This is a genomic window from Paenibacillus sambharensis (genome assembly GCF_003233845.1).
Taxonomy (GTDB): Bacteria; Bacillota; Bacilli; order Paenibacillales; family Paenibacillaceae; genus Paenibacillus_I; species Paenibacillus_I sambharensis.
The window spans coordinates 1-22,674 of the sequence record NZ_QKRB01000049.1; the positions used below are offsets into that span (position 1 = coordinate 1).

At 56.7% G+C, this 22,674-nt stretch carries 19 protein-coding genes; 11 read left to right on the forward strand and 8 right to left on the reverse strand.

The window, feature by feature from the left end; translation table 11 throughout:
- Positions 1–45 precede the first annotated feature (45 nt).
- The 7 genes from DNH61_RS16075 to DNH61_RS16105 all read right to left on the reverse strand — a co-directional run bounded on the left by DNH61_RS16075 (position 46) and on the right by DNH61_RS16105 (position 7,559).
- A protein-coding gene (locus DNH61_RS16075; RefSeq protein ID WP_111145361.1) for an IS3 family transposase occupies positions 46–1,601 on the reverse strand; the annotation gives its coding sequence in 2 pieces (ribosomal slippage) (positions 46–971 and positions 971–1,601; 1,557 coding nt in all).
- 118 nt (positions 1,602–1,719) lie between these two features.
- On the reverse strand, positions 1,720–2,022 hold the full coding sequence (locus DNH61_RS16080; RefSeq protein ID WP_111147710.1) for a hypothetical protein: 303 nt from the start codon (positions 2,020–2,022) through the stop codon (positions 1,720–1,722).
- A 97-nt stretch (positions 2,023–2,119) separates the two neighbouring features.
- Positions 2,120–2,989, reverse strand: a complete 870-nt coding sequence (locus DNH61_RS16085) for an ATP-binding cassette domain-containing protein (RefSeq protein WP_111147711.1) — start codon at positions 2,987–2,989, stop codon at positions 2,120–2,122.
- 19 nt (positions 2,990–3,008) lie between these two features.
- The gene (locus DNH61_RS16090; protein ID WP_111147712.1) at positions 3,009–3,821 is read right to left on the reverse strand and encodes a hypothetical protein; all 813 of its coding nucleotides are present in this window, start codon (positions 3,819–3,821) and stop codon (positions 3,009–3,011) included.
- Positions 3,802–4,401 carry an RNA polymerase sigma factor gene (locus tag DNH61_RS16095; RefSeq protein ID WP_111147713.1) on the reverse strand — a complete coding sequence of 200 codons (600 nt, stop codon included), beginning with the start codon at positions 4,399–4,401 and terminating at the stop codon, positions 3,802–3,804. The genes DNH61_RS16090 and DNH61_RS16095 overlap by 20 nt, the downstream gene beginning before the upstream one ends.
- Before the next feature lie 36 nt (positions 4,402–4,437).
- Entirely contained in the window at positions 4,438–6,672 is a 2,235-nt protein-coding gene (locus DNH61_RS16100; protein ID WP_111147714.1) for a M1 aminopeptidase family protein, read from the reverse strand.
- Entirely contained in the window at positions 6,669–7,559 is an 891-nt protein-coding gene (locus DNH61_RS16105) for an ATP-binding cassette domain-containing protein (RefSeq protein WP_181438740.1), read from the reverse strand. Before DNH61_RS16105 ends, DNH61_RS16100 begins: the two co-directional genes overlap by 4 nt.
- A gap of 136 nt (positions 7,560–7,695) precedes the next feature.
- Between DNH61_RS16105 and pxpB the strand changes: the two genes are divergently transcribed.
- Genes pxpB through DNH61_RS16125 form a run of 4 tightly spaced genes read left to right on the forward strand, consistent with a single transcriptional unit; the run spans position 7,696 to position 10,703 of the window.
- Positions 7,696–8,436, forward strand: a complete 741-nt coding sequence (gene pxpB, locus DNH61_RS16110; protein ID WP_111147716.1) for a 5-oxoprolinase subunit PxpB — start codon at positions 7,696–7,698, stop codon at positions 8,434–8,436.
- A 2-nt stretch (positions 8,437–8,438) separates the two neighbouring features.
- On the forward strand, positions 8,439–9,467 hold the full coding sequence (locus tag DNH61_RS16115) for a 5-oxoprolinase subunit C family protein (RefSeq protein WP_245948211.1): 1,029 nt from the start codon (positions 8,439–8,441) through the stop codon (positions 9,465–9,467).
- Positions 9,468–9,481: 14 nt separating this feature from the next.
- Positions 9,482–10,303, forward strand: coding sequence for a LamB/YcsF family protein (locus DNH61_RS16120; RefSeq protein WP_245948210.1), 822 nt, complete (start codon positions 9,482–9,484; stop codon positions 10,301–10,303).
- A complete protein-coding gene (locus DNH61_RS16125) occupies positions 10,296–10,703 on the forward strand; it encodes a gamma-glutamylcyclotransferase family protein (RefSeq protein WP_111147718.1) in 408 nt (135 codons plus the stop codon). Before DNH61_RS16120 ends, DNH61_RS16125 begins: the two co-directional genes overlap by 8 nt.
- Positions 10,704–10,798: 95 nt before the next feature.
- Here the strand turns inward: DNH61_RS16125 and DNH61_RS16130 are convergent, their stop codons facing one another.
- Entirely contained in the window at positions 10,799–12,214 is a 1,416-nt protein-coding gene (locus DNH61_RS16130; RefSeq protein WP_111147719.1) for a hypothetical protein, read from the reverse strand.
- A 214-nt stretch (positions 12,215–12,428) separates the two neighbouring features.
- Between DNH61_RS16130 and DNH61_RS16135 the strand changes: the two genes are divergently transcribed.
- The 7 genes from DNH61_RS16135 to zapA form a co-directional block, all read left to right on the forward strand.
- Positions 12,429–14,117 carry a copper resistance CopC/CopD family protein gene (locus tag DNH61_RS16135; protein ID WP_111147720.1) on the forward strand — a complete coding sequence of 563 codons (1,689 nt, stop codon included), beginning with the start codon at positions 12,429–12,431 and terminating at the stop codon, positions 14,115–14,117.
- A 102-nt stretch (positions 14,118–14,219) separates the two neighbouring features.
- Complete coding sequence (locus tag DNH61_RS16140) at positions 14,220–15,083, forward strand: sensor histidine kinase (RefSeq protein ID WP_111147721.1); 864 nt, start codon at positions 14,220–14,222, stop codon at positions 15,081–15,083.
- The gene (locus DNH61_RS16145; protein ID WP_111147722.1) at positions 15,076–15,840 is read left to right on the forward strand and encodes a response regulator; all 765 of its coding nucleotides are present in this window, start codon (positions 15,076–15,078) and stop codon (positions 15,838–15,840) included. The genes DNH61_RS16140 and DNH61_RS16145 overlap by 8 nt, the downstream gene beginning before the upstream one ends.
- 140 nt (positions 15,841–15,980) lie before the next feature.
- Positions 15,981–16,727, forward strand: a complete 747-nt coding sequence (locus DNH61_RS16150) for a YcnI family copper-binding membrane protein (protein WP_111147723.1) — start codon at positions 15,981–15,983, stop codon at positions 16,725–16,727.
- 448 nt (positions 16,728–17,175) lie between these two features.
- Positions 17,176–18,210 (forward strand): phenylalanine--tRNA ligase subunit alpha, encoded by a 1,035-nt coding sequence (gene pheS, locus DNH61_RS16155; protein ID WP_111147724.1) that lies wholly within the window; start codon positions 17,176–17,178, stop codon positions 18,208–18,210.
- Positions 18,211–18,232: 22 nt separating this feature from the next.
- Positions 18,233–20,674 carry a phenylalanine--tRNA ligase subunit beta gene (pheT, locus tag DNH61_RS16160; protein WP_111147725.1) on the forward strand — a complete coding sequence of 814 codons (2,442 nt, stop codon included), beginning with the start codon at positions 18,233–18,235 and terminating at the stop codon, positions 20,672–20,674.
- 212 nt (positions 20,675–20,886) lie between these two features.
- Positions 20,887–22,674: cell division protein ZapA (zapA, locus tag DNH61_RS16165; RefSeq protein WP_220036950.1), on the forward strand; the 1,788-nt coding region annotated here is incomplete at its 3' end.

Genomic DNA, 22,674 nt, shown 5'->3' on the forward strand with positions numbered 1-22,674 from the left:
TGAACTGCACCCCGTCAAGTAGACAGTACAAAAAATAAAAGTTAGTTAAACGGCCTTCGTCCTGAATTCTATGGGGCTGAGGCCGTTTAGTTTTGCCTGTAACCGTTCATTATTGTAAAAGTGAATGTAGTCATCGATATCCTTCTTTAGTTCCTCATATGTGCGGTAGGTATGCAAATAATACTTCTCACATTTTAGGGTTCCCCAGAAAGACTCCATCGGACCGTTATCAATGCAACGGCCCACTCGGGACATACTCTGCGTCATATTAGCCTTGTCCAGCATTTCTTTGAACCTCAGTGACGTGTACTGGTAGCCACGGTCGCTATGAATTAAAGGCTTGCTATTAGGGGCTGCCTGTAAAGCCAAATCCAACGTTTGAAAGACGAGAGGATTATTATTCGAGTGACCAAGTACATAAGAAACAATCGATTTATCATGAAGATCGAGGATGGCACTTAAATAAGCCTTCTGGCTATTGCCATACTTAAACTCCGTGACATCTGTAACCCACTTTTCATTCGGCGCTTCCGCTTGGAACTTGCGGTTAAGCACGTTCTCAGCTACCTGCTGCGGCGTAGAACGCTCATACTTCTTTTTCTTTCTGCGGATGACGGACTGGATTCTCTTAATCCTCATCAGTCTTTGCACTCGCTTATGATTAATCGGATGTTGCCATTCTCGGCGCATATGTAACGTTAATTGCCGGTAACCAAAGGTGCCCTCAACTTTCTCGTACATGGACATCATCATCTCTGTCAGCTTTCTATTCTCCAGCTCACGTGAGCTAGGTGTTCGATTAAGCCACTTGTAATAGCTCGACCTCGGAATCCCAGCAACGCCGCATAAAAGCTGTATGGTCATTGACTCTGTGCGCTGGACAGCTTGAATGGCAAGGTAGATGTTCTCTTGCCGATGTTGGCTTAGGGACACCTCCTTTCGAACTCCTGTAACTTTTTTAAGAAAGCATTCTCCGCCCGGAGTCGCTCGATTTCGTACTCCAGTTTCTTCATCGCGTACTTTTGTTCATCGACTTCCGTTAACTCTTCAGGCGCCTTGGCACGCCCTCTACCATCCTGTAAAGCATCCTGTCCGCCTTCTGCATACTTTCTCACCCATCCGTATACTTGCTGGTAAGAAACCTGGAATTGCATTGCTGTCTTCGTGTAGTCTTGTCCATTCGCAAGGCAATATAGGACGATGTCGATCCTCTCTTGCCATGTTGTCTTACGTCCCTTGGTCATAGCTGTTGTTCCCCCTGTACAGGCTTTTAAGCTGCTATGACCAGTATACTTCTTAATCCAATTGAAGAGCAGCGCTCGACAAGCGATCCCGTACTTATCGATGACTTGGTTCTGTGACAATTTCCCCTCCAAGTAATCCTTAACCGCTTGATGCTTCAGCTCTTCGGAATAACTACGGTTGTGTTTACGGACCTCTAGTCCCTCAGTACCATACAACCGATAACGACGTTGCCAATTCGCAAGCGTAGACATGGCAATGCCATACTTCTTAACAGTTGCCCTCACTCCAATATGACCAGCTTCGATCTCTTGAAGGATTGCCAATTTTTCTAAAGCGTTCAGTTTATTTCTAGGCATGAAAAATGCTCCCTATACAGTAAACAGGTTTTTATTTTTCACCTGTCTACCGTATGGGGAGCATATCAGGATTGTCCCTGTGGCGCCATTATTGTAGCTGGTGCTTAATAGCCCAGTGTCAGTAGCCTGCAAGCTCGCCATCCCCGCGGATAGCGGCAGCCTGAACATTAATGTTCGGGTGAAGATAGCCGGCTCCCTCGAATCGGCGGCCGCCGGCCGTGACGGCAGACAGTTCCACCCGGATGTTATCGCTGGTATGGAATTGCTGCAGCAGGTCAGTCTGCACTACCCCGTTAACATCAATGTACCAGAGCCTTGACCCCAGATCGGAGACAACGGCCAGGTAGGCGGAAGTGAACGAGAGACGGCAGTTCAAGCCTTCCTGCCGAACCGTAAGCTCCGCGAGCTCGAACGATTCCATAACCTCAACTCCCTCTGCAATAGTACAAGTACCCTGATTGTAAACATGCCTGTCGGGGATTGCAACTTCAATGTCTTGGAAGCCGCCACATCCGGCATTAGGATATGCGGGCCGTCTCCTGCAGCCGGGAACGAATGAAATAGGCATCCTCCAGTGTTGGAAGCTGCTTCTCGAATGCGAAGAGAGGGGCTTCCGCTGCCATAACGCGAACCCGGAACGAATGGCCGTCTGCCCGAATATAGATGATCTGTTCTTCAGGCAGTGCCTTCAGCTGTGCCGGTGTTACGCTTCCCTCATAGACCGATGCGGGCAGATTGCTTGTCCAGGCGGTCAGCGTCCCGTGAAACCGGATCATGCCATTATCGAGCCAGATCAGGCGGTTAGCCCATGCCTCCCATTCATTCAGTTCATGTGTAGAAACCATAATGGTCCGGCTGCGTCCTTCAATGGACAGCTGGCGGATAAAGGACAGCCGTTCGAGACTGTCCAGCGCATTCAGCGGTTCATCCAGGAACAGATATTCAGGGCTGCCAAGCCAGGCCTGCGCAAGCACGATCCGCTGGCGAATGCCCTGTGGAAGCGTCTTGATCTTGCGTTTTCTGTAGACCGTCAGCCGGAAACGCTCCAGATGCCCTTCAAGCTGGGAAGGGGAGAGTCCCCCCTTCAATTCAGAAAGGTAATGAAGCAGCTTCTGCACCGTCATTTCCTCATACAGGGAGACGCTCGTCGGCACGAAGCCGATGGAAGCCCGGACGGATGCCAGATCCCTGTCGGTCGTCCGTCCTCCGTAGCTGATTTTGCCCTGGTCCGGCATGACGGCGGTCCCCAGCAGGTGCATCAGCGAAGACTTGCCTGCCCCGTTCCGTCCAGCCAGCAGGGTAATGCCTTTGCCGACAGCCAGCCGGGGGATATGAAGGCGGAAGGAAGACCCGCTTCGCGACCAGGTCAACTTATCAATTTCCAGCATCGCTGTGCACCTCTTTGACTTATTTCAATATCCGAATGCCGAGACTTCTGCGGTAAGCCAGCAGGAGCAGTATTAATCCGGCAGCTAGGGCCACTCCCTGCACCAGCTGCTCCAACATTATCGAAATGCCTGAACGGGTGTGGCCGCTGAAATCGGCCATATTCCAGATGAACCAGACGAGAATAGCAGCTCCGATACCCGTTTTGATTCCCCGCCGCATCATCAGATAAGCGGTCAGCCCGCCGGTCAGGACAAGCAGGGAAAACCACTGCAGAAGAAAAGGCATGAAGGGAAACTGCTCCATCCTTGCAGCCAGATAGGCCGAGGCCAGCAAACCGAGTGCCAGGTTCAGTACGATCACGATCAAGAAGCGGCACAGCAGCAGCAGAGCCGGCGGATAGGGTGTTATGCTCTCGATCAGCCTCATTCCCTTGTCCCATGTCCGGAAGCTGTATAACATCCCGGCGATCAGAACAGCCGGCGTCAGCATAGTAAACAGTTCGGCAATGCCGTTATACGGGGGGGCAGCCATCGTAAGCATAAGCGTCATCATGGTAAAGACGGCAAGGCTGGCGAGCCAGTAAGCTTTAGGATAGGAGGAAAGCTGTGAGAGCATCAGGCGGATTAGAGAGGGCCTGTGAGTCTCCGTCCCGGCCAGCTCTTGAATAGCCGTCTGATTCACTTCCTCTTGAAGGGCGTCAAATTCGGGCTGCAGGGCGCCAAGCAGCTTTGCTGTTTCCGTTGATGTTACGGGCTTAACCATCCAGCCGGCCAGCGGTTTTCGCATTTCATCCTCCAGCTTGGTGCGTTCTTCATCGGTTGGTATGCTCATGACGCGTTCCTCCTTTCGCGGATTTGCCTTCTGTCTTCGCTGAGCTTTCACCTAACAGTTTCTTCTTTAGTCTGCTTAAGCCTTTATACAGATGCGTCTTAACGGAACCGAGCGGAATATCAAGCACGTTTGCAATGTCCTGCAGCTTCATATCCTGGTAGAACCGCAGAGTTATAATATCCTTCTGCACCTCAGGCAGCTCGCTCATGGATGCCAGAATCTCTTTGCGGGTCTCCTGCCGTTCGGCAAGCTCGACGACGGAAGGACGAATATCCACCTGCTCCGGCGGATCGGCAATCTGCTTTTGGCGGGATTGATAGTAGCCGCTCTTCCAGTAGTCCCGGCATAGATTCAGGGCGACACGGTATAGCCACGCTTGTGCATTTTCTGGTATCTTCCCCAGCTTCAGCTGCTTCAGCAGTCTGACAAATGTCTCCTGGACAAAATCCTCCGCCTTGCCGGGGTCCCGCAGCTGCCGCTGCAGGTACCCGGACAGCGGGGCGTGATACCGGTGCACGAATGCTTCGAACGACGCCTGGTCGCCCCGCATCATTCCGTGCAGCAGTTCTTCATCTGTCATATCAGGCTTCTCCTTTCCTTGCTGCAGAGCCTGCTGCTACCGTTTATAGGAATCCCATACCCGGTGCCAGTCCTCCAGCGTTATTTTCATGTACTGCCTGCCGTTATATTCTTCCTCTATATAGCTGCCGCCGTATTCGTTCAGTTTAATGTGAAGACCTCCTTCGTAAAAATGCTTTAACGTATCCTTGAGCCGGTCAATTTGACCTTCAGCTGCTGCCGCAGACAGAAAGTGAGACAGATATTCTCCCGCGGAAACGCCGCGGTTACTTCCCGGCCCGGACAACGGAGTGAAGGTCATTCCCTGTCTGTGCCAGAAGCGGGATTTGCCGGGATGCTCGACATTGTAAATATCGAGAATCGTCTCCCGTATCTCATAGACGATTGACTGAGTAGAATCGTTCTTGTCGGCGAAAGAAACTTCCGATCGGTCTCCGAACAGCATATAACGCAGCATCGTATGGAGACGGTAGGCGTCCAGATTATTATGAAGCATCTCACTGAGGAAGATGGTATTGCCCGTCCTTTCGTTAGTCCACTGCTGATAGCGGCTGTCGATGGCATCCATCGGGAAGTAGGCGATATACCGGATTCTGTCCAGTGATGTTCCGAGCCATTCCTCGTAATAGAGCCTTCTCTCGTAAAGCTCTTCCAGGAAGCGCTCGCTCTCGCGCCGGTTGGCCCGGGTTGTAATGATTGTGATCGGCTCGCCCTGGATGCGCACTTCTTCGAAACGGCCGCCGTAGAGTGTAAAAGCAGCCGTATCTGAGCCGGTGTAATGCTGCGATCCATCTGAAGCTGCCGGTGCAGTCTCAAGAGTAGCATAGAGCGGCAGGCTGCCGAAGCCGCTGACCGTTACGTCAAAGTCGGCATTGAAATAGCGTGCGGTGTCCAGGCGTTCGAACAGATGTTCACCACTTTTATAGAACAGGCTGTCACCACCCGGAAGCGGGTACCATCCCATGCCGCCTGGAAGCATGACGGCATCCCGGCTGGCAAAAGCGTACATGAATTCTCTCGTGCCATAATAACCCCAGTCCGTGATCCTGCCCTCATAGGCAACGCTCACGGACTGTATCTCCTGATTGGAGTCCAGCAGTGTTTCATCTATGCTGAAACGGTCGCCTGTCCTTATATAGTCCGCAGGCTTGCCATTAATGAAAGCCTGCTTGATCCGCATGCCCGGGTGCAGCAGGAAGGTTATGCGGCCTGGCTCCCGGTATTCGGGCGGTCTGGCGGCATCAAGTACGGACACCGGCCGGCCGTCGCGGACAGGGAAGTCGATCCGGGCCTCAACTGCCAGCGATTCGTCCTGCTGCAGCCGCACATCCAGCTTGACGCGGCTTACTTCAAAGGCAAAGACTTCATTTGCGCGCGCGAGATGCTGCTGTGGTGAGATTTCCATCAGCAACTGGCGGTCGGTGTACCGCTCCATCCACATCTGTGCATAGGGGATATACCCGGCTGCTGCAATCATCAGAGCTAATAAGCAGATCATCCAGCCTGTACGGCGCGAGCGTTCAGGCCGTTCGTGACCGAGCACCGCCCAGCTGAGGGCAAGCAGGAAGACGCCAAACAGCAGGACGAACGGGAGCAGCCTTGCAAGCTCCCTGCCGGCAAGCGCACCGAGCCACCCTTCGTTGAGGATGAGCGGGTTGTCCAGCAGATGATTCAGATAGAAGGCCTTTAGAGGATAAAGGCTGTAGCTGCTGACGATGAACAGCTGGATAAAGACCGAGCCGAATACCCAGGCACAGAAGCCGACAGGCAGGGCAAACCTGGAGGGCAGCAGGACGCCGAGCGTAATGCCGAGCACCAGGGATATTGCATAAGCTACCAGCATGTGGATGGTGACGAGTGATATCTGGGACAAGCTGTACGGCAGCGAGAGTCCTTGCTTCCAGCATTCCAGAAGATAAACCAGGTCAATAAACAGCGGGATAAGCGACAGATACAGAATGCCGGCGGCAACCTTAGACAGCAGGAAGGTATGGTTGGATATAGAAGCTGCCCGCAGCCACTCATAGGCATGATGCAGAATATCCCTCCGCACGAGCAGAATACCGAGCAGCACGGGAAGACCGATTGCGAAGGTATGAAGCCGTCCAAGGGCAGTCAGCATATGAAGATACAAGTCCTGGGAGCCGGTGGGCGAAAGATTCAGCAGCTGCAGCCATATATAGGCGCCTGCTGCCGGTGGCAGCAGAAGCGGCCAGCGCATACGTGCAATCAGCTTCAGCTCCAGGGCAGTTTGCCTCATCAACGTTCTCACAGGAAAGCTCCTCCTTCGGACGGAAGGCCGATCAAAGCCATATACCCGTCTTCCAGAGTCGGTTCGGACAGCCGTGCATAGCGGTTTGGGGGTTCTTCTGCGAGCGTCCGGCAGATGAAGCCTTCCTCTGTCCGGCGAGCGGACATGAGCCGGCTCGGTCCATATCTCCGCCACTCATCCTGCGCTGCCTCCCAGGTCCACACCTTTCCTTCGCCAAAGCTTGCGAGCCCTGCCAGGCTTCCCTGATAAGCCGCTGTTCCCTCCTTCAGAACGAGCACACTGCCGCAGCTGGCCTCTATGTCGCTCAGAATATGAGTGGAGAGCAGGACGATGCGGGTAAGGGAGGCCTCGGCCAGCACGTTGCGCAGCCGCAGCCGCTCTTCAGGGTCCAGTCCGGCGGTCGGCTCGTCCACTATGATCACATCTGGATTAATAATCATCGCCTGGGCGATACCAAGCCGCTTCATCATGCCGGTGGAATAGGTGCGCGCCGGCCGGTCTGCCTGGCTGGTCAGATTGACATCCAGCAGAATCTTCTCGACCTGTTCCAAGGCCTGTCTTCTGCTTGGGAACAGCTTGCCTGGCGAGCTCTGAACCCGGTGCATCAGCCATTCCCGGCCGGTTAATGAAGGATACATCTGGAAGGTCTGCGGCACATAACCGATTCTCTGGCGCTGCCGCGGATGGATCACATCCAGACCATCCAGCTCCGCTCTGCCCGTTGTGGGGCGGAGCAGTCCGGCAAGCAGGCGCATTAATGTTGTCTTGCCGGCGCCGTTCGGGCCGAGCAGACCGTGCATCCCGGGGCCAAAATGCAGCTCCGCGGGACGCAGTCCCCATTCGCCTCCGTAATATCGTTTGCCAAGCTTACTGGCGGATAAGTTCATTTGCGTACCTCCTGCACTCAATACGAGCGAACGGAACGGAAAGTTTGCGTCAATTTTACACATTCCGATAAGCTATTATAATGGGAATAAGAGGATTAGGCGAGTATGTTCGCACCAGGAAGGAGGGAGCGTTGTAATGAGCATTCCGATTCCGCAAATAACACCGCTGGGAGACTCTGGACTGCTGCTGCTGTTTGACAACTCTGGTGAGGCAGCGGCGGCAGCCCGCTGTCTGAATGGGGCCAAGCCGGACTGGCTGCTCGATGCGGTTCCCGCTTATGCGGCGCTGTCGGTGGTCTATGAACCGTATCGGCTGAACAGGCTGCTGCGCAGCGGCAGGCTGCGGCTGCCGGATAACCACGGACAGGAGGGTCTGCTGCATGCTGCCGCTGAATCGGCTGTCCTGCAGATGCTCGGCAGCAATGAATGGAAGGGGCTTTCAGAGCAGGGGCGCGTGGTCCAAGTGCCGGTCGTATACGGTGGTTCCGGCGGACCGGACCTGGGCAGCTGTGCAGCGCGGGCGGAGATGCGTCCGGAGCAATTCATAGAAGCCCATGCAGCAGCGGTCTATACGGTAGCGATGATCGGTTTCATGCCGGGTTTTCCTTACATGACAGGCCTGCCCGAACGGCTGGCCCAGCCGCGCAGGGAGGCTCCCAGGCAGCGGGTGCCCGCGGGCTCGATTGCGGTTGCCGGGAATCAGACAGGTATTTATCCGTTCGATTCACCCGGCGGCTGGCAGATTATCGGCCGGACGGCCCTGCAGCTGTTTAATCTGGGGACCGGCTCGCCAACCCTGCTGCAGGCAGGAGACAATGTCAGATTCATACCTGTTCAATCCTCTCAAGCAGGCTGGGAGGAGGTGAGCGGGCGGTGAGTATGGCGGTTATGAAGCCTGGACTGTTTACGACAGTCCAGGATCGCGGACGTCCGGGCTGGCGAAGCCTTGGTGTAACGGCTGGCGGTGCTATGGACAGCTATGCGCTGCGGGCAGCGAACCTGCTGACCGGCAATCTACCTGAGGCTGCAGGTCTGGAGATGACGCTCAGCGGGGCTGAGCTTGAAGTTCGGGAAGATCTATTGATTGCAATAACGGGTGCCAACATGACGCCAAGCGCGGACGGCGAAGAGCTGCCGATGTGGCGCCCTGTCTGGGTTCGGAGGGGCACCTGCCTGAAGTTCGGAACAGCTGTTGAGGGCTGCCGGACCTACCTGTCAGCAGCCGGCGGTATTGAGGTGCCCGAGGTGCTGTCTAGCAGAGGGACGGATGTACGGGCCGGGTTTGGCGGGCTGGAAGGCCGGCCGCTTATGGCGGGCGATCTGCTGACAACGGGTTTAACGGAGCCCTGGCGCAGCCAGTGGGCGGTCCGATGGGCGGAGAAGCTGCGCAGACAGGCTGCGGCTGAAGGAAGGCGGTGGGCTGTCCCTTCCTGGTATGCCCTCCCGGAGGCGTATGCAGGCGGCGGCAGGATCGCAGGGCACCACGTATTGAGAGTGACAGCGGGCGCAGAATATTCAAGCTTTACGAAAGCTTCGCTGGAGGTATTCTTCTCTACTTCGTACCTCGTGTCCAGCTCCTCCGACCGGATGGGCTGCAGGCTGACAGAAGGCGCGAAGCTGGAGCGGACTGCATCAGGCGAAGTGCTGTCCAGGGGAATTGTGCCCGGCACCGTGCAGGTGCCTCCGGGAGGACAGCCGATTGTGCTGGGAGCGGACTGCCAGACGACCGGCGGCTATCCGGTGATGGCCCATGTCATCTCGGCGGATCTGCCGCTGCTCGCACAGCTGAAGCCTGGTGACAAGGTTTGTTTTACAGAAACAGGTTTGGAAGAGGCGCACGCTGCTCTAGTGAGGCAGGAGGCTGCTCTGCGGATGCTGGAAGCCGGTTTGTGCGCAAGGCTGCCATGAGGGGGGATAGCTGCATGCAGGTTGATGGGAATAATACGGATCATATGGATCATACAGAGGGACAAGAGCGGCTGCAGATTGATTTGAACTGTGATATGGGCGAGGGCTTCGGCGCCTATGCCTTTGGTCATGACGAGGAGCTGCTGCCCTTGATTACATCGGCTAATTTGGCCTGCGGCTTCCATGCGGGGGACCCGTCTGTCATGCGGCTGACTGTCGGGAAGTGCCTGGAGGCGGGAGTGGCTGTCGGAGCACATCCGGGCCTGCCGGACCGTCAGGGCTTCGGCCGGAGAGTGATGGCGATGAAGCCGGAGGAAATCTACGACTGCATGCTCTACCAGATCGCCGCGCTTGAAGGCTTCGTACGGGCTGCGGGAGGCAGGCTGCAGCATGTTAAGCCGCATGGAGCGCTCTATCATATGGCAAACAGCAGCCGGGATGCCGCTGAAGCGGTCATTCGTGCGGTTGCCAGTCTGGATGAGGAGCTTTACCTGTATGCACAGTCTGGAAGCCTTGTGCTTGAGCTTGCGGAGCAGCTCGGATTAAGGACGGTGGCGGAGGCGTTTGCCGACCGGCGTTATCAAGCGGACGGAACGCTGATGCCGAGGCACCTCCCCGGTGCGGCGGCTCTTACCGAAGCAGAAGCTGCTGAACAGGCTCTGCGAGTGGTTCAGGAAGGGGCCGTACATGCGGCAGGCGGCCAGGCCATCCCGGTGCGGGCGGGTACGATCTGCATCCATGGGGACAGCAGCACGGCCGTGCAGACGGCTCTTGCTGTCAGACAGGCGCTCGAAGCAAACAACGTCAGGGTTTGCCGGCCGTCATCAGATGGCTGATTGGCATCAGGTCTTTGTATATGGCTCGCTGCTTCCGGGTCTTGCCAACCATCCCGTTGCAGCTCCCTATATCCGGGGCAGCCGGCAGGGCAGCGTGCGTGGACAGCTGGTCGACGCAGGCAATTACCCGGCCCTGATCCGAGTACAACCAGCCGCGGGGCGGATTGTGCAGGGACAGTGGATTACAGTTTGCCGGAATGGCCTTGCGGCCCTGGACAGGCTGGAGGAGTTCTACGGCCTTGAGGAATGGAATGACTATGAGAGGGTCTGGGTATCTGATGCGATGCTCCCGCGGCAGCAGGGCTGGGTGTATGTCTGGCCCAGTCTGAGAGGCTGTCCGCTGATAGAGGGGGACAGCTGGCTCTTGTACTACAGGTCTAAGCATACCGATTGGCAATGACACAAGAACAGGGGCTTTCGACCGATACAGCTGACGGTCGAAAGCCCCTGTTCTGCTGGCGGGCCAAAGTGGCGAGCCTGCGTTTGCGAAGAAAATTAACCCGTAGATGATATCCCGGCAGAAGCCGTCGAATAAGCAGCTTCCTGCGGATGGACAGGCGCTTGATATTGGTGCAGGCCGAGCGGAAGCTGCGGTCTGCCGAAGACCGCTCCGCTAATTTGCACCCAGCCATTCTCTATTACCGGCACACTGTTCTTCCTTATGTTCTGCTGGCTGCTCCGTTCCCCCTGGGTCATCTGGCAGGGCGAGCTTGCTGCCAGGCTTAATCCGGCTGCCGCAAGCGCATGAACGGCGACGTCATTCTCGGCAAGCTCAAGCTTGATGGCCTGCCGTCCTTCGCGAAGGGCGGTACTGAGCAGTCTGAGCTCATTCAGCTTCTCATCGGCGAAGGACAGGCTGATGCCGTATAAACCCTGCAGCCGCTTCTCCCGCTTGACCGTAACAGGCAGGTGAAGAAGACTGCAGCTTGGCTGCAGAATGAGCCGTTCTCCGGAAACATTGCTGAGCAGCAGTTCAAGCTTCTCCAATGCTGCTGTCAAGTCAGTACGCCATATACGGAGTCCATCCACAATTCCAGCGCCCAGCACCTTGTCTGCAGGGAATCCGTAACGGAGCAGGTGAGCAGTGTTAGTGCCGCCGTCATGGACCAAATCCAGCCCGATTCCCGCACACGGGAGGTCTGCCAAGGCCTCATAGTTATCAACGGCGCCAAAATAGGTCTGCAGCATAAGCTTCACGCCTGGAGCGGCCAGCTGCAGAACGGTATATACTTCATTCACCAGCTTCCAGTCACCGGCCTGTATGCCGTTAACAAGTGCGGGTTCATCGAGCTGTACCCACTCGGCACCTGCTGCCTCAAGTGCGGCGAGTATTTGCCCGTAGAGCGGAAGCAGGGAGCGGACGGCATCATCCCGCCTGCTGCTGTCTATCCCTTTTGACAGGCTGACGAATGTGTAAGGCCCGATCAGCACGGGCTTCGTGATTAGACCCAGCTCATTCTTCGCTTCTTCGAAGGCTTCTAGCCACGGATTGGCTGTAAGCTCGGGCAGCTGGCCTGGCGTCCACTCCGGAACTATGTACCGGTAAGCAGTGCCGAACCAGGCTTGCGTATCACACGGTAAAATCCCGCTGCTGCCGCGGGCCATAGCAAAATACAAATCAAGTGACGAGCCCGAAGCCAAGGCCGCGTAACGCCCCGGAATGAGTCCAAAGGCAGCGGTATGGTCCAGCACATGATCGTACCAGGTGAACTCACCTGCGGGAATCCAGTTAACCCCTGCATCCCGCTGCTTCTGCAGATGGCGGAGCCTCAGCTGACTCATCTCCTGGCGGAGCTGAGTCTCACTGTACTCTCCCTGCCAATACTGCTCGAGCGCATGCTTCCATTCGCACGCTTCGCCGATTTGTGGGTAGCCGAGATTGGAGATCGTTCCGATATTGCTCTGCATCATCTGTTTGCTTCCCCCCAGCACATTATATTTAGAAAGGTTATGGTTAGAATTCAGAATAATTATAAATATACACTCAATTGAATAAAGATACAAGTTTTCTTCTCGTAAAGACGTTTTCTGTCAGGCGGTTGCATGGAGTTTGCATTCGCGGGCCTTCTCTTGAGAGGCGATGTGATTTGGAATACACTTAGACTACTGATAGAAGGGAAGTGAAATGGTGTTCTCCTTGCTGGCAATATCTGCACAACGGCTCAGCCGCAGACATGCTTTTACCACTTGTGCTCTGCTTCTGCTGGCTGCCGTAACCTTAACAGGCGGGCTGCTGTTCCCGCAGCATGCTTCCGCTCATGCCTCGCTTACCAGCGCGGCTCCCGAGCCGGATTCGCGACTCGACGCAGGACCGGAGCTGATCAAGCTCACGTTTAACGAACGGATTGAGGCGGGACTCGGCTCGCTTGAATTATTCGACTCTAACTCTAGGCCGGTAACAGACCGCAAGCCGGAGACCAGTCAGGATGGCCGTTCGCTGACACTGGCGCTTCCCAAGCTGGAGGAAGACGTCTATACCGTGGCCTACAGGGTTATCTCGGCAGACGGCCATCCGGTTGAGGGATCATATGTGTTTGTCGTCGGCACCCCCCCCGCGGGCAGGGATGCTTCCTCCTTCGATCCGCTCAAGGAGCTTGGGCATTCCGGTCATCATGATCGGGTATCTACACAGCTGACAGGCGCGGAACTTATAAACTATACCGTCAGAGTGCTCTATTATGCGGCGCTGCTGCTGGCCACGGGTTACTTCCTATGGATGGTTCTGCGGCGAGGCAGGGTTGATAACCCGTCTGCGCTGCAGTGGTATTCCAGGTGGGGGCTCTGGACGACTCGGGGACTGCTCGTGGCTGTGCTGCTGTATGTGTTCTTTCAGTCGACCGCTTTAATGGAAGGACAGCCTGGATCACAGTGGATCCAGCTGTTCACGGGGACTGCTGTCGGACTAGCCTGGTCGGGAGCGCTTATTCTATCCTTTGCCGGTCCGCTAGTCCGTTCTGCCGGGCCCTCGGTTGGCGTAATATGGGCGGTTTCGCTGCTTGTCCTTGAGAGCTGGAGCGGTCACGCGGCGGCTTATGATCCAAAGTGGCTTACTATAGCGCTTGACTTCATCCATCTTGCCGCATCTGCGGTCTGGGCCGGCGGTCTGGCTCTGCTGCTGGGTCTCTGGATCAAGGACCGGAAGGAAGCGGGACGGTTCGCGGCTGTCTTTACCGGCCCGGCCTGGATTTCGATGGTGCTGCTGGTGCTGACAGGAGTGGCAGTCAGTCTGCTCTTCTTGCCCCGGCTGGATTATCTGTTATACACCGCCTGGGGGACACTGCTGATTGTGAAGACGGTTCTTGTGGTGCTGGTGATCATTACAGGCGGGGTGCTGAGATGGCGCGTCCGCAGGGGTGAGCTGCCAAGAGCCCTGCTGCTCAAAGCGGACGGGGTCTTGATGACGCTGATAATCGTCATCGTCGGCCTGTTCACCTACATCAGCCCGCTTCCGGCCAATGAGCCGGTCAACTACCACAAAATGGGGACGGACATGCATTATACACTCCGGATTACGCCTAATGTGCCGGGGACGAACGCGATTACGTTAAAGGTATGGCTGCCTGAAGAAGCGGGTTCACCCAAATCAGTCGTGCTGAGGCTGTTCTCGGAAGACCGGAAGGAGCTTGGACCAATCGATGTGCCGCTCGAGCCTTCTTCCGAGGATGAGCTCACCCCTTTCGAGGGCTATGAGATGGCAGCATACCGGGCAGAAGGGCCGTATATTCCTTTTGCGGGCAGCTGGAAAGCGCAGATCAGGGTGATGACACCGAATGATGACGAGCTTGTTAACGAGTATGTGTTCCGCAATTATTAACCGTACAACCGGCCTTGGCCTTCCGGCTGGCCGCCTGTCCCTGCGGGCCCTCAGGCCAGGCGCTTCTGTGCGGGCGGAAGAGAGCAGGAGGGGAACGGGGATATGACCTATAAACAAATCAAATATCTGATTCTATGGATTCCCACCGTAACAATCGGGCTGTGGGAATACCTGCGGCATACGGTTCTGCTGCCCTATATATCCATGGAGCTCGGCAACGTGCTTGCTCCGGTCCTCGTCCTGCTGGTGACCGTGACACTGCTGCGGAAGCTGTTTACGATTTTGGAAGAAACGCAGGAGGCTCTTCACCGGGAACGGTTGACCAAGGCAGGACTGGAGGAACGTGAGCAGCTTGCAAGGGAGCTGCATGACGGAATATCGCAGTCGCTCTTCCTCATGTCCGTCAAGCTGGACAAGCTGGACCGGGCAGAGTCGGATGAGGATTTGAAGCGGGTCTCGGAGCAGATTCGCTCCACCGTTCGGCGTGTCTATGAGGATGTCCGGCAGTCGATAGCAAACCTGCAGCATCCACCGGCAGCTGTGAACAGCTCGTGGCAGCAAACCATTGAAGCAGTCATAGCTGAGGCCTTGAGCGGCAGCGGCCTGAAGGCTGACCTGGACTGGCGAATACCTGATCATCTGCTGACCATCAGGGAGAAGGTTGAACTGGTTGCCATCATCCGTGAGGCACTCCTCAATGCGCGCAAACACGCGGAAGCGGACAATGTGCGTATCTTCTGCGAACCGGCAGGGTCCATGGGAGGGTTCCGCTGCATGGTCGGTGATAATGGAAAAGGAACGGAAGCCCACCGGCTGCATTCTGCGGGATGCTTCGGCATTCGCATGATGGAGAGCCGGGCGGCGGAGATGGGCTGGTCTTTAACGATTGATTCGGGCTTGGATCAGCTTACAGGCGGTACAGTGGTGACCATAACGAAGAGAGGAGCTGATGCGGCGGATGGCTGAAGGTGAACAAGGAAGATTCAGGGTTCTGATTGCCGATGACCATCCGGACGGCCGGGAAGGCATGCGGGATATCCTGTCCCTGGACGCGGATTTCCTGCTTGTCGGGGAGGCGCAGACAGGGGAGGAAGCGGTTGAGGCGGCAGCTAGGCTGCGGCCTGATCTCGTCCTGATGGACGTGAGAATGCCGGGAATTGGCGGGCTGGAGGCCACGCAGCGGATCAAGCAGGCTAATCCTGCTGTCAAGGTCGTCATGGTAACCGTATCTGGGGATATAACCCATCTGTTTGAGGCGTTGAAGAGAGGTGCGCAGGGCTACCTGCTCAAGAACCTTACGCCTTCCGCCTGGCACGAATACCTGCGGTCGGTCGCATTTGACGAAGCGCCGATGACCAGGGAGCTGGCCTATCAGCTGCTCCGGGAATTCGATACAGCCCCGGAGCAGCGCTCCGGCCGGAGTGACGGCGCAGGTCCTGGCGGAAATTCCGCCGCCTTGGATGCAGCAGGCATGCTGGAAGCACCGGAGCTTGGGAGCGCGGAAGGAGACCGGCATGTTACACCGCTTACCGGAAGGGAGCGCGAAATATTGGAACGGGTGGCGATGGGAGAATCGAACCGGGTGGTGGCAGAGACGCTCGGCATCTCGGAGCACACGGTCAAGAACCATCTGAAGAACATTTTGCAGAAGCTCCATCTGGACAACCGGGTCCAGCTGACGCGATATGCACTGCAGCAGGGACTTGTTGAACGCAGGGATTAGCCGCCTTATTTACTAAATGTTGCAGTTCACATTTTCGCCATGTTCTTCTAGCCCTTTTGAGTCATGCCTTGAACCAGCCAGAGAAGTATACTTCTAGCATGTTATTTCAAAGCATGGAACAAGAGAGGGAGATATAAGCAATGAAGAAAGTCACATTCGGTGTAATTACGTTGCTGTCGGCAGTGCTGATGCTTGCGGGAGCAGCTAGTGCGCATGTTACGGTTTGGCCCAAGGAAGTCAAGCAGGGCTCTTACGAAGTGTTTACGGTCAGGGTCCCAAGTGAGGAGGAAGGAACAACAACAGTCGGCGTCCGGGTAACGATACCGGAATCGGTGAACATTACGCGCGTTGAGCCGAAGGCTGGCTGGACGCATGAATTCGAACGCCGTGCTGATGAAACGATCAGCAGTGTGTCATGGACGGCTGAGGGAGACGGATTGGAGAAAACCGAGTTCACGGAGTTCAGACTGTCCGGCCGTGTTAATGATAATGCGGAGACAATCGTCTGGAAAGCCTATCAGACCTATTCGGACGGCAAAGTGGTGGAATGGATCGGCGCACCGGACGCGGATAAGCCGGCATCCGTTGTGACGGCTGTACCGGGAACAGGGGAAAGCGACGGCCATGGACATGGTCAAGGCTCTACAGTTGAAGAAGCGGCTGGCAGTGCGGACGGGAATGCGCCAGCTGGACAGACGGAGAGTGCAGAAGGTGAGACCGCTGGAGGTGCCGCTGACGACACTGCTGCGGCAGCAGAGGGAACGGAGAGCCTGGCTGGTTCGGAGTCGTCAGACAGCAGCCTGCCGCTTGTGCTGTCTATCGCAGCATTAGTCCTGGCAGCAGCTGCCCTTGTTACAGCGCTGGTGAACGGCAGACGGAGAGCCTGATACCGTCCGCTGCCGGCTGCAGGTGAAGCAGGGGAGCCGGATACTTGCGCATGCCAGGTGAATTGGATATAATAGACAATAATTAATGTGAGCATATGCACAAATGCCAGGACGGAGACAAGTAAGCAGTGCTTTCCGACAGGGAGCGGGCACCAGTGATTGAGAGTGGCCGCGGGGAATCAGGCTGTTGAAATTCACTCCGTAGCAGGTCTTCAGAACCGGTGATCTTCGCGGTCATCCCAGTAGGAAGTGCCCGGTAAGCGGTCCGTTAACCGCAAGAGGAACGCCTATAGGCCGGAATTGAACCGGCTGGCCGATCAGCTATGGCTGATTGAAAGCTAACGGGTGTTCGAATTAGGGTGGTACCACGGTCCTTTCGTCCCTTGCGGGGAGGAAGGGCCTTTTTTTGTATCTATTGACAGCAGTATACCGTTTGGAGGCGAAGAGAATGAAGGAGCGTTTGGAAGAGCTGCGGGATGAAGTCCTGCAGGTATTGGAGCAGGTTAATGACCCGCAGCAGCTTAATGATGTGCGTGTAAAATACCTGGGCAAGAAGGGGGCGCTGACCGAGGTGCTTCGCGGTATGGGTTCATTGTCGGCAGAGGAGCGTCCTGTCATCGGGCAGGTTGCCAACGATGTCCGAAGTGCCATTGAGGCGGTCATTGAAGCGAAGCAGCAGCAGTTTCAGCAGCAGGAGACCGAGCGCAGACTGCAGCAGGAGACGATTGATGTCACGCTCCCTGGCCGCAGGCTGCCGGCAGGCGCTGTCCACCCGCTCAGCAAGGTTCAGCAGGAGATCGAGGATGTCTTCATCGGCATGGGCTACTCGATTGCTGAAGGACCGGAGGTTGAGACGGATTACTACAATTTCGAAGCGCTTAATCTGCCGAAGGACCATCCTGCGCGTGATATGCAGGATTCCTTCTATATAACAGAAGATATTCTGATGCGCACGCATACCTCGCCTGTACAGGTGAGAACGATGAAGGCGATGAACGGCAAGACACCGGTCAAGATCATCTGCCCTGGACGGGTATACCGGCGCGACGATGACGATGCAACCCATTCGTTCCAGTTCAATCAGATTGAAGGCCTGGTCATCGGCAAGAACATCCGGATGAGCGATCTGAAGGGTACCCTGCTGCAGTTTGTCCAAGAGCTGTTCGGCAAGCAGACGCAGATTCGTCTTCGTCCGAGCTTCTTCCCGTTCACCGAGCCAAGCGCTGAAGTGGATGTAACGTGCGTGCAATGCGGAGGGCATGGCTGCCGGATGTGCAAGCAGTCGGGCTGGCTGGAGATTCTAGGCTGCGGCATGGTGCACCCAAGGGTGCTGGAGATGGGCGGCTACGATCCGAACGAGGTAAGCGGCTTTGCCTTCGGGCTCGGGGTGGAACGGATCGCCCTGCTGAAGTACGGCATTGATGATATCCGGGCTTTCTATACGAACGATCTGCGCTTCCTGAGCCAGTTCGCGAGAATGTAACGGGGAAGGAAGGGGAATTGGCATGAAGGTATCCTATCGTTGGTTGAGTGACTATATTGATTTGGCTGGAATAGAAGCAGGTGACCTCGCCGAGCAGATTACGCGCGGCGGTATCGAGGTGGACGGTGTCGAGTCGCTCGACAAGGGCGTCACGAAGGTTGTTGTGGGCTATGTCACGTCGAAGGAGAAGCACCCGGATGCGGACAAGCTGAACGTGTGCAAGGTGGACGCCGGGCTTGGCGAGGAGCTGCAGATTGTCTGCGGCGCGAAGAATGTGGATGCAGGCCAAAAGGTGCCGGTGGCGCTGGTCGGCGCCGAGCTTCCGGGGGGCCTGAAGATCAAGCGGGCTAAGCTGCGGGGTGTGGAGTCCCAGGGTATGATCTGCTCCGCCAAGGAGCTTGGCTTGAATGACAAGCTGCTGCCGAAGGAGCAGCAGGAGGGCATTCTCGTCCTGCCGGAATCCGTGGAGGCGGGCGTGCCGATTGAAGAGGTGCTGGGTATCCGGGACGAAGTGCTGGAGCTTGACCTGACGCCTAACCGGTCGGACTGTCTCAGCATGCTGGGCGTAGCCTATGAAGTAGGGGCGCTGACGGGCAGACCGGTCAAGCTTCCGGATACGACGGTTGCATCCGCTGCGCTGAAGGCGGCTGACCATATTTCGGTGACGATCGGCTCTCCGGAACACTGCAGCATGTACACTGCGAGGTATATTAAGGGCGTCAAGGTCGGACCGTCTCCGCAGTGGATGCAGAACCGCCTGATGGCTGCAGGCATTCGCCCGATCAACAACATTGTGGATATTACGAATTATGTCATGCTGGAGTACGGACAGCCGCTTCATGCATTCGACGCCGATAAAATTGATGGCGGACGCATCGATGTCCGCCTGGCCAGGGAAGGCGAGACGCTGGTCACCCTGGATGACCAGGAACGCAAGCTGGAGCCGCACATGCTGCTGATCACAGACGGCGGCAAGCCGATCGGCCTGGCAGGTGTAATGGGCGGAGCCAATTCCGAGGTTACGGAGCAGACGGTTAACATTCTGCTGGAATCCGCCAAATTTGACGGGGCAACCATCCGCCGCACCTCTCGTCAGCTGGGCCTTCGCTCAGAGGCGAGCATCCGGTTTGAGAAGGGTGTTGATGCGGCGAGAGTCGTTCCGGCGCTTGACCGGGCTTCGGCTCTGATTGCCCGCTATACAGACGGACTTGTGGCGGACGGAATCGTTGAGGTTTCGGGAGAAATTCAGACTTATACTGATGTTGAGGTCAGCTACGGCAAGCTGAACCGTTATCTCGGTACTGAGCTTTCTACACTGGAGCTGCGTACGATTTTCGACCGTCTCGGCTTTGAGAATGAATTTGACGGGAAGGACAGCTTCAAGGTTCGAGTGCCGAGCCGCAGAGGCGATATTACCCGTGATGTGGATCTGATTGAGGAAGCGGCGCGTCTGTATGGCTATGATGCCATTCCGACTACACCCATTGAGGGGCCGACAACCCCGGGCGCATTGACAAGGCCGCAGCAGATCCGCAGGGAGCTTCGCAAGCGGCTTGCGGATGCAGGGCTTAATGAAGTGATCACGTACTCCTTCACGCATCCGGAGCGGACGGACTTGTTCGTGCACCTGAGCGGAGAAACGAAGCCTGTCCGGCTGGCCATGCCGATGAGCGAGGACCGCAGCGTGCTGCGCACCGGCCTGGTTCCGAATCTGCTGGAGATTGCAGCATATAACCGCAACCGCAAGAATGAGGATGCGGCGATTTTCGAAATCGGCAGCGTCTTTCTGACCGATGAGGAAACGCTGACCCGTCTGCCGCAGGAGAAGCAGCGTCTTGCGGGTCTGTTGACAGGCAGCCGGACGACAGCGCTCTGGAACCGCAAGGCGGAGCCGGTCGATTTCTTCGATGCCAAGGGCGTGCTCGAGATGCTGTTCGCGGTGCTGGGGCTCGAAAACCGGATCAGCTATGAGGCGGCGGCGCTTGAGCAGCTTCATCCCGGACGCACGGCCGCTGTCATGCTTCAGACCGAACGCGGAGGCGAAAGGATCGGCTATGTCGGGCAGCTGCATCCCGAGCTGCAGCGCGCAGAAGATCTCGCGGATACCTACGTCTTCGAGCTGGATCTTGAGCAGGTGTATGAGCATGCTGATTCTTCCATTGCCTATCAGGCGCTGCCGCGGTACCCGGCTATTCAGCGGGACATCGCAGTCGTTCTGGATCGCGGCATAGAGGCGGGCAGCCTGCTTGCGCTTATCCGCGAGACAGCCGGCGAGCTGCTGGAATCGGTTCGTGTGTTCGATGTTTATACAGGTGAGCGGCTTGGAGCTGACAAGAAGAGCGTCGCGGTATCCCTTGTATACCGTCATGCAGAGCGTACGCTGACGGATGAGGAAGTAACGGAGCTGCACGCGAAAGTGGTCAGTCAGCTGGAACAATCTTTTCAGGCTGAATTGAGAAAATAGGCAGGAAACGCGGGGAGCCGCATCGAATTAGTTCCGGGTGGAACACTCGATGCGGCCTTTGTGTGTCTGGGGTGATGATTGGATTGCTTATGCATCCGATGAGCCGCACCGACATGAAGACAATACGCTGGAGGGGGAAGTCCCGCCAGAGGTGCCAGCAGGATTTTATAAGCATCATGTGCGAAGCGCAAGTGGGGAGGACAATGCCTGATATGGATGCTGAAAGAGCCCGGGTAACGGTTGATATATACGGACATCAATACCGTCTTACAGGTCACAATAGTATAGATTATATGAAGCGTGTAGCAGCGTTGGTAGATGAGAATATGCATAAGCTTGCCAAAGGCTACCCGCATTTGGATATGCCCCGTCTGGCTGTGCTTTCGGCCGTTCACATGGCGGATGAAACGATTCGGCTGCGCCGTGAGAATGAGCGTCTGCTGGAAGAGGAAGCCAGACGCAAGAAGCTGGCCGAAGAGCTGGAGGAAGCTGTCAGACGGACTGCCTCTCTGAAGGAGGAGCTGGCAGCTGTCCGCCAGGGAGCCCAGGAGGAGGCGGCAAGGCTTCAGACGGAAGCCAAGGAACGTCTGGCGGCTGCTGAGGCAGTGTGGCGGAAGGAAACGGCTGACCGGGAGGCAGAGTGGCTGGCTGAACGTGAGTCGCTGGATGCAGCTGTGCAGGCCGAGCTTGCCCGCGTGCAAGCCGAGCGAGATGAGAAGCTTCGTGAAGCACAGGATGAGCTCCGTCAGGAGCGTGAGAGACGGGAAGCGGAAATTGCCGGGCTTGAAGCACGCAAGAATGCTGAGCTGGAAGAGCAGCGCAGCAGCCGTGCTGAGGCAGAGGAGCAGTTGAACCAGCTCCGTCTCGACCGGGAGCAGGAGCTGGCTGAGCTTGACGGCCAGCGGCAGTCTGAGCTTAACGCTGAGCGGGAGCGTCTGGAGGCGGCTTTTGCTGCTGAGCGTGAGCGTTATGAGGCAGAGCGGACCCGGCTGCTGGAAGCCGCTAAGGCCGAGCAGGCGAAGCGGGAAGCAGCGTTTAAGGAAGAGCGTGAGCAGCTTGAAGCCAAGCATAATGAACAGCTGGAAGAGCTGCAGCTGGAGCTGCTTATGGAGCGCGAAAGCAAGGAGAGGTCAGCTGCTGAGCGGGAGGAGGACTTCCGTAAGGATAAAGAACGCGCCGAAGCGGAATTTCATCAGGAACGTGAGCAGCTTCGTGAAGCTTATGTACAGGACAAGGCCAAGCTGGAAGAGAGCTGGCAGGACAAGCTGGATGACTTGGCTCAGGGACATGAGCAGGAGAAGCAGCGGATTGCTCAACAGGCGGCGGATGCGGAAGAGCAGGCGATGCGCGCGTATGAACAGGAAGAAGCCCTCCGCTCAATGCTGGAGAGCGTTGAGGGGCAGCTGCGCGACCGCGATGACCGGTTAGCTCAGATGGCGCGAGAGCTGGCGGCTGTGGAAGAGCAGGCGAAGAACCGGGCAGAGCAGGCCGATGAGCTGCACAAGCAGGCCGATACCCTGCAGGCGCAGCTTGCCGAGGCTCAGCAGGCGGTAAGCCGCCTGGAAGCGGACAAGCATTCGTTAGCAGGCAGACTGTCCGGGCTGGTGAAGGAGGCCGAACAGCGCGCTGCGGATGAAGAGAAGCTCAAGGAGCAATTGACTGTACTCAGCAAGAAGGCCGAAGAGGCCGACCAGTGGGTTGCTTTTGCAGAGCGGGCGGAGGAGGAGCGTAAGGCCTCCGAGCGCAAGCTTGGCGAGGAAATTGCCAAATGGCGGGACGCCGCGGAAAGCTATCGCAGCGAACTGGATGAGCAGCTGAGCCGTGTCGAAGCAGGACAGGCGGAAGCTGCAGAGCTTCGGGAACAGCTGGAGCGCCTGGGGCGTGAGCGTGAAGAAGAGCGTGCGGCGCTGGAGCGGAAGGCGGCAGAGCTGCGCGAGGAAGCTGAGCTTGCGGAGCTGCAGGCAGCGGAAGAACGCGAAGCAAAAGAGGCGAGGGAGCGT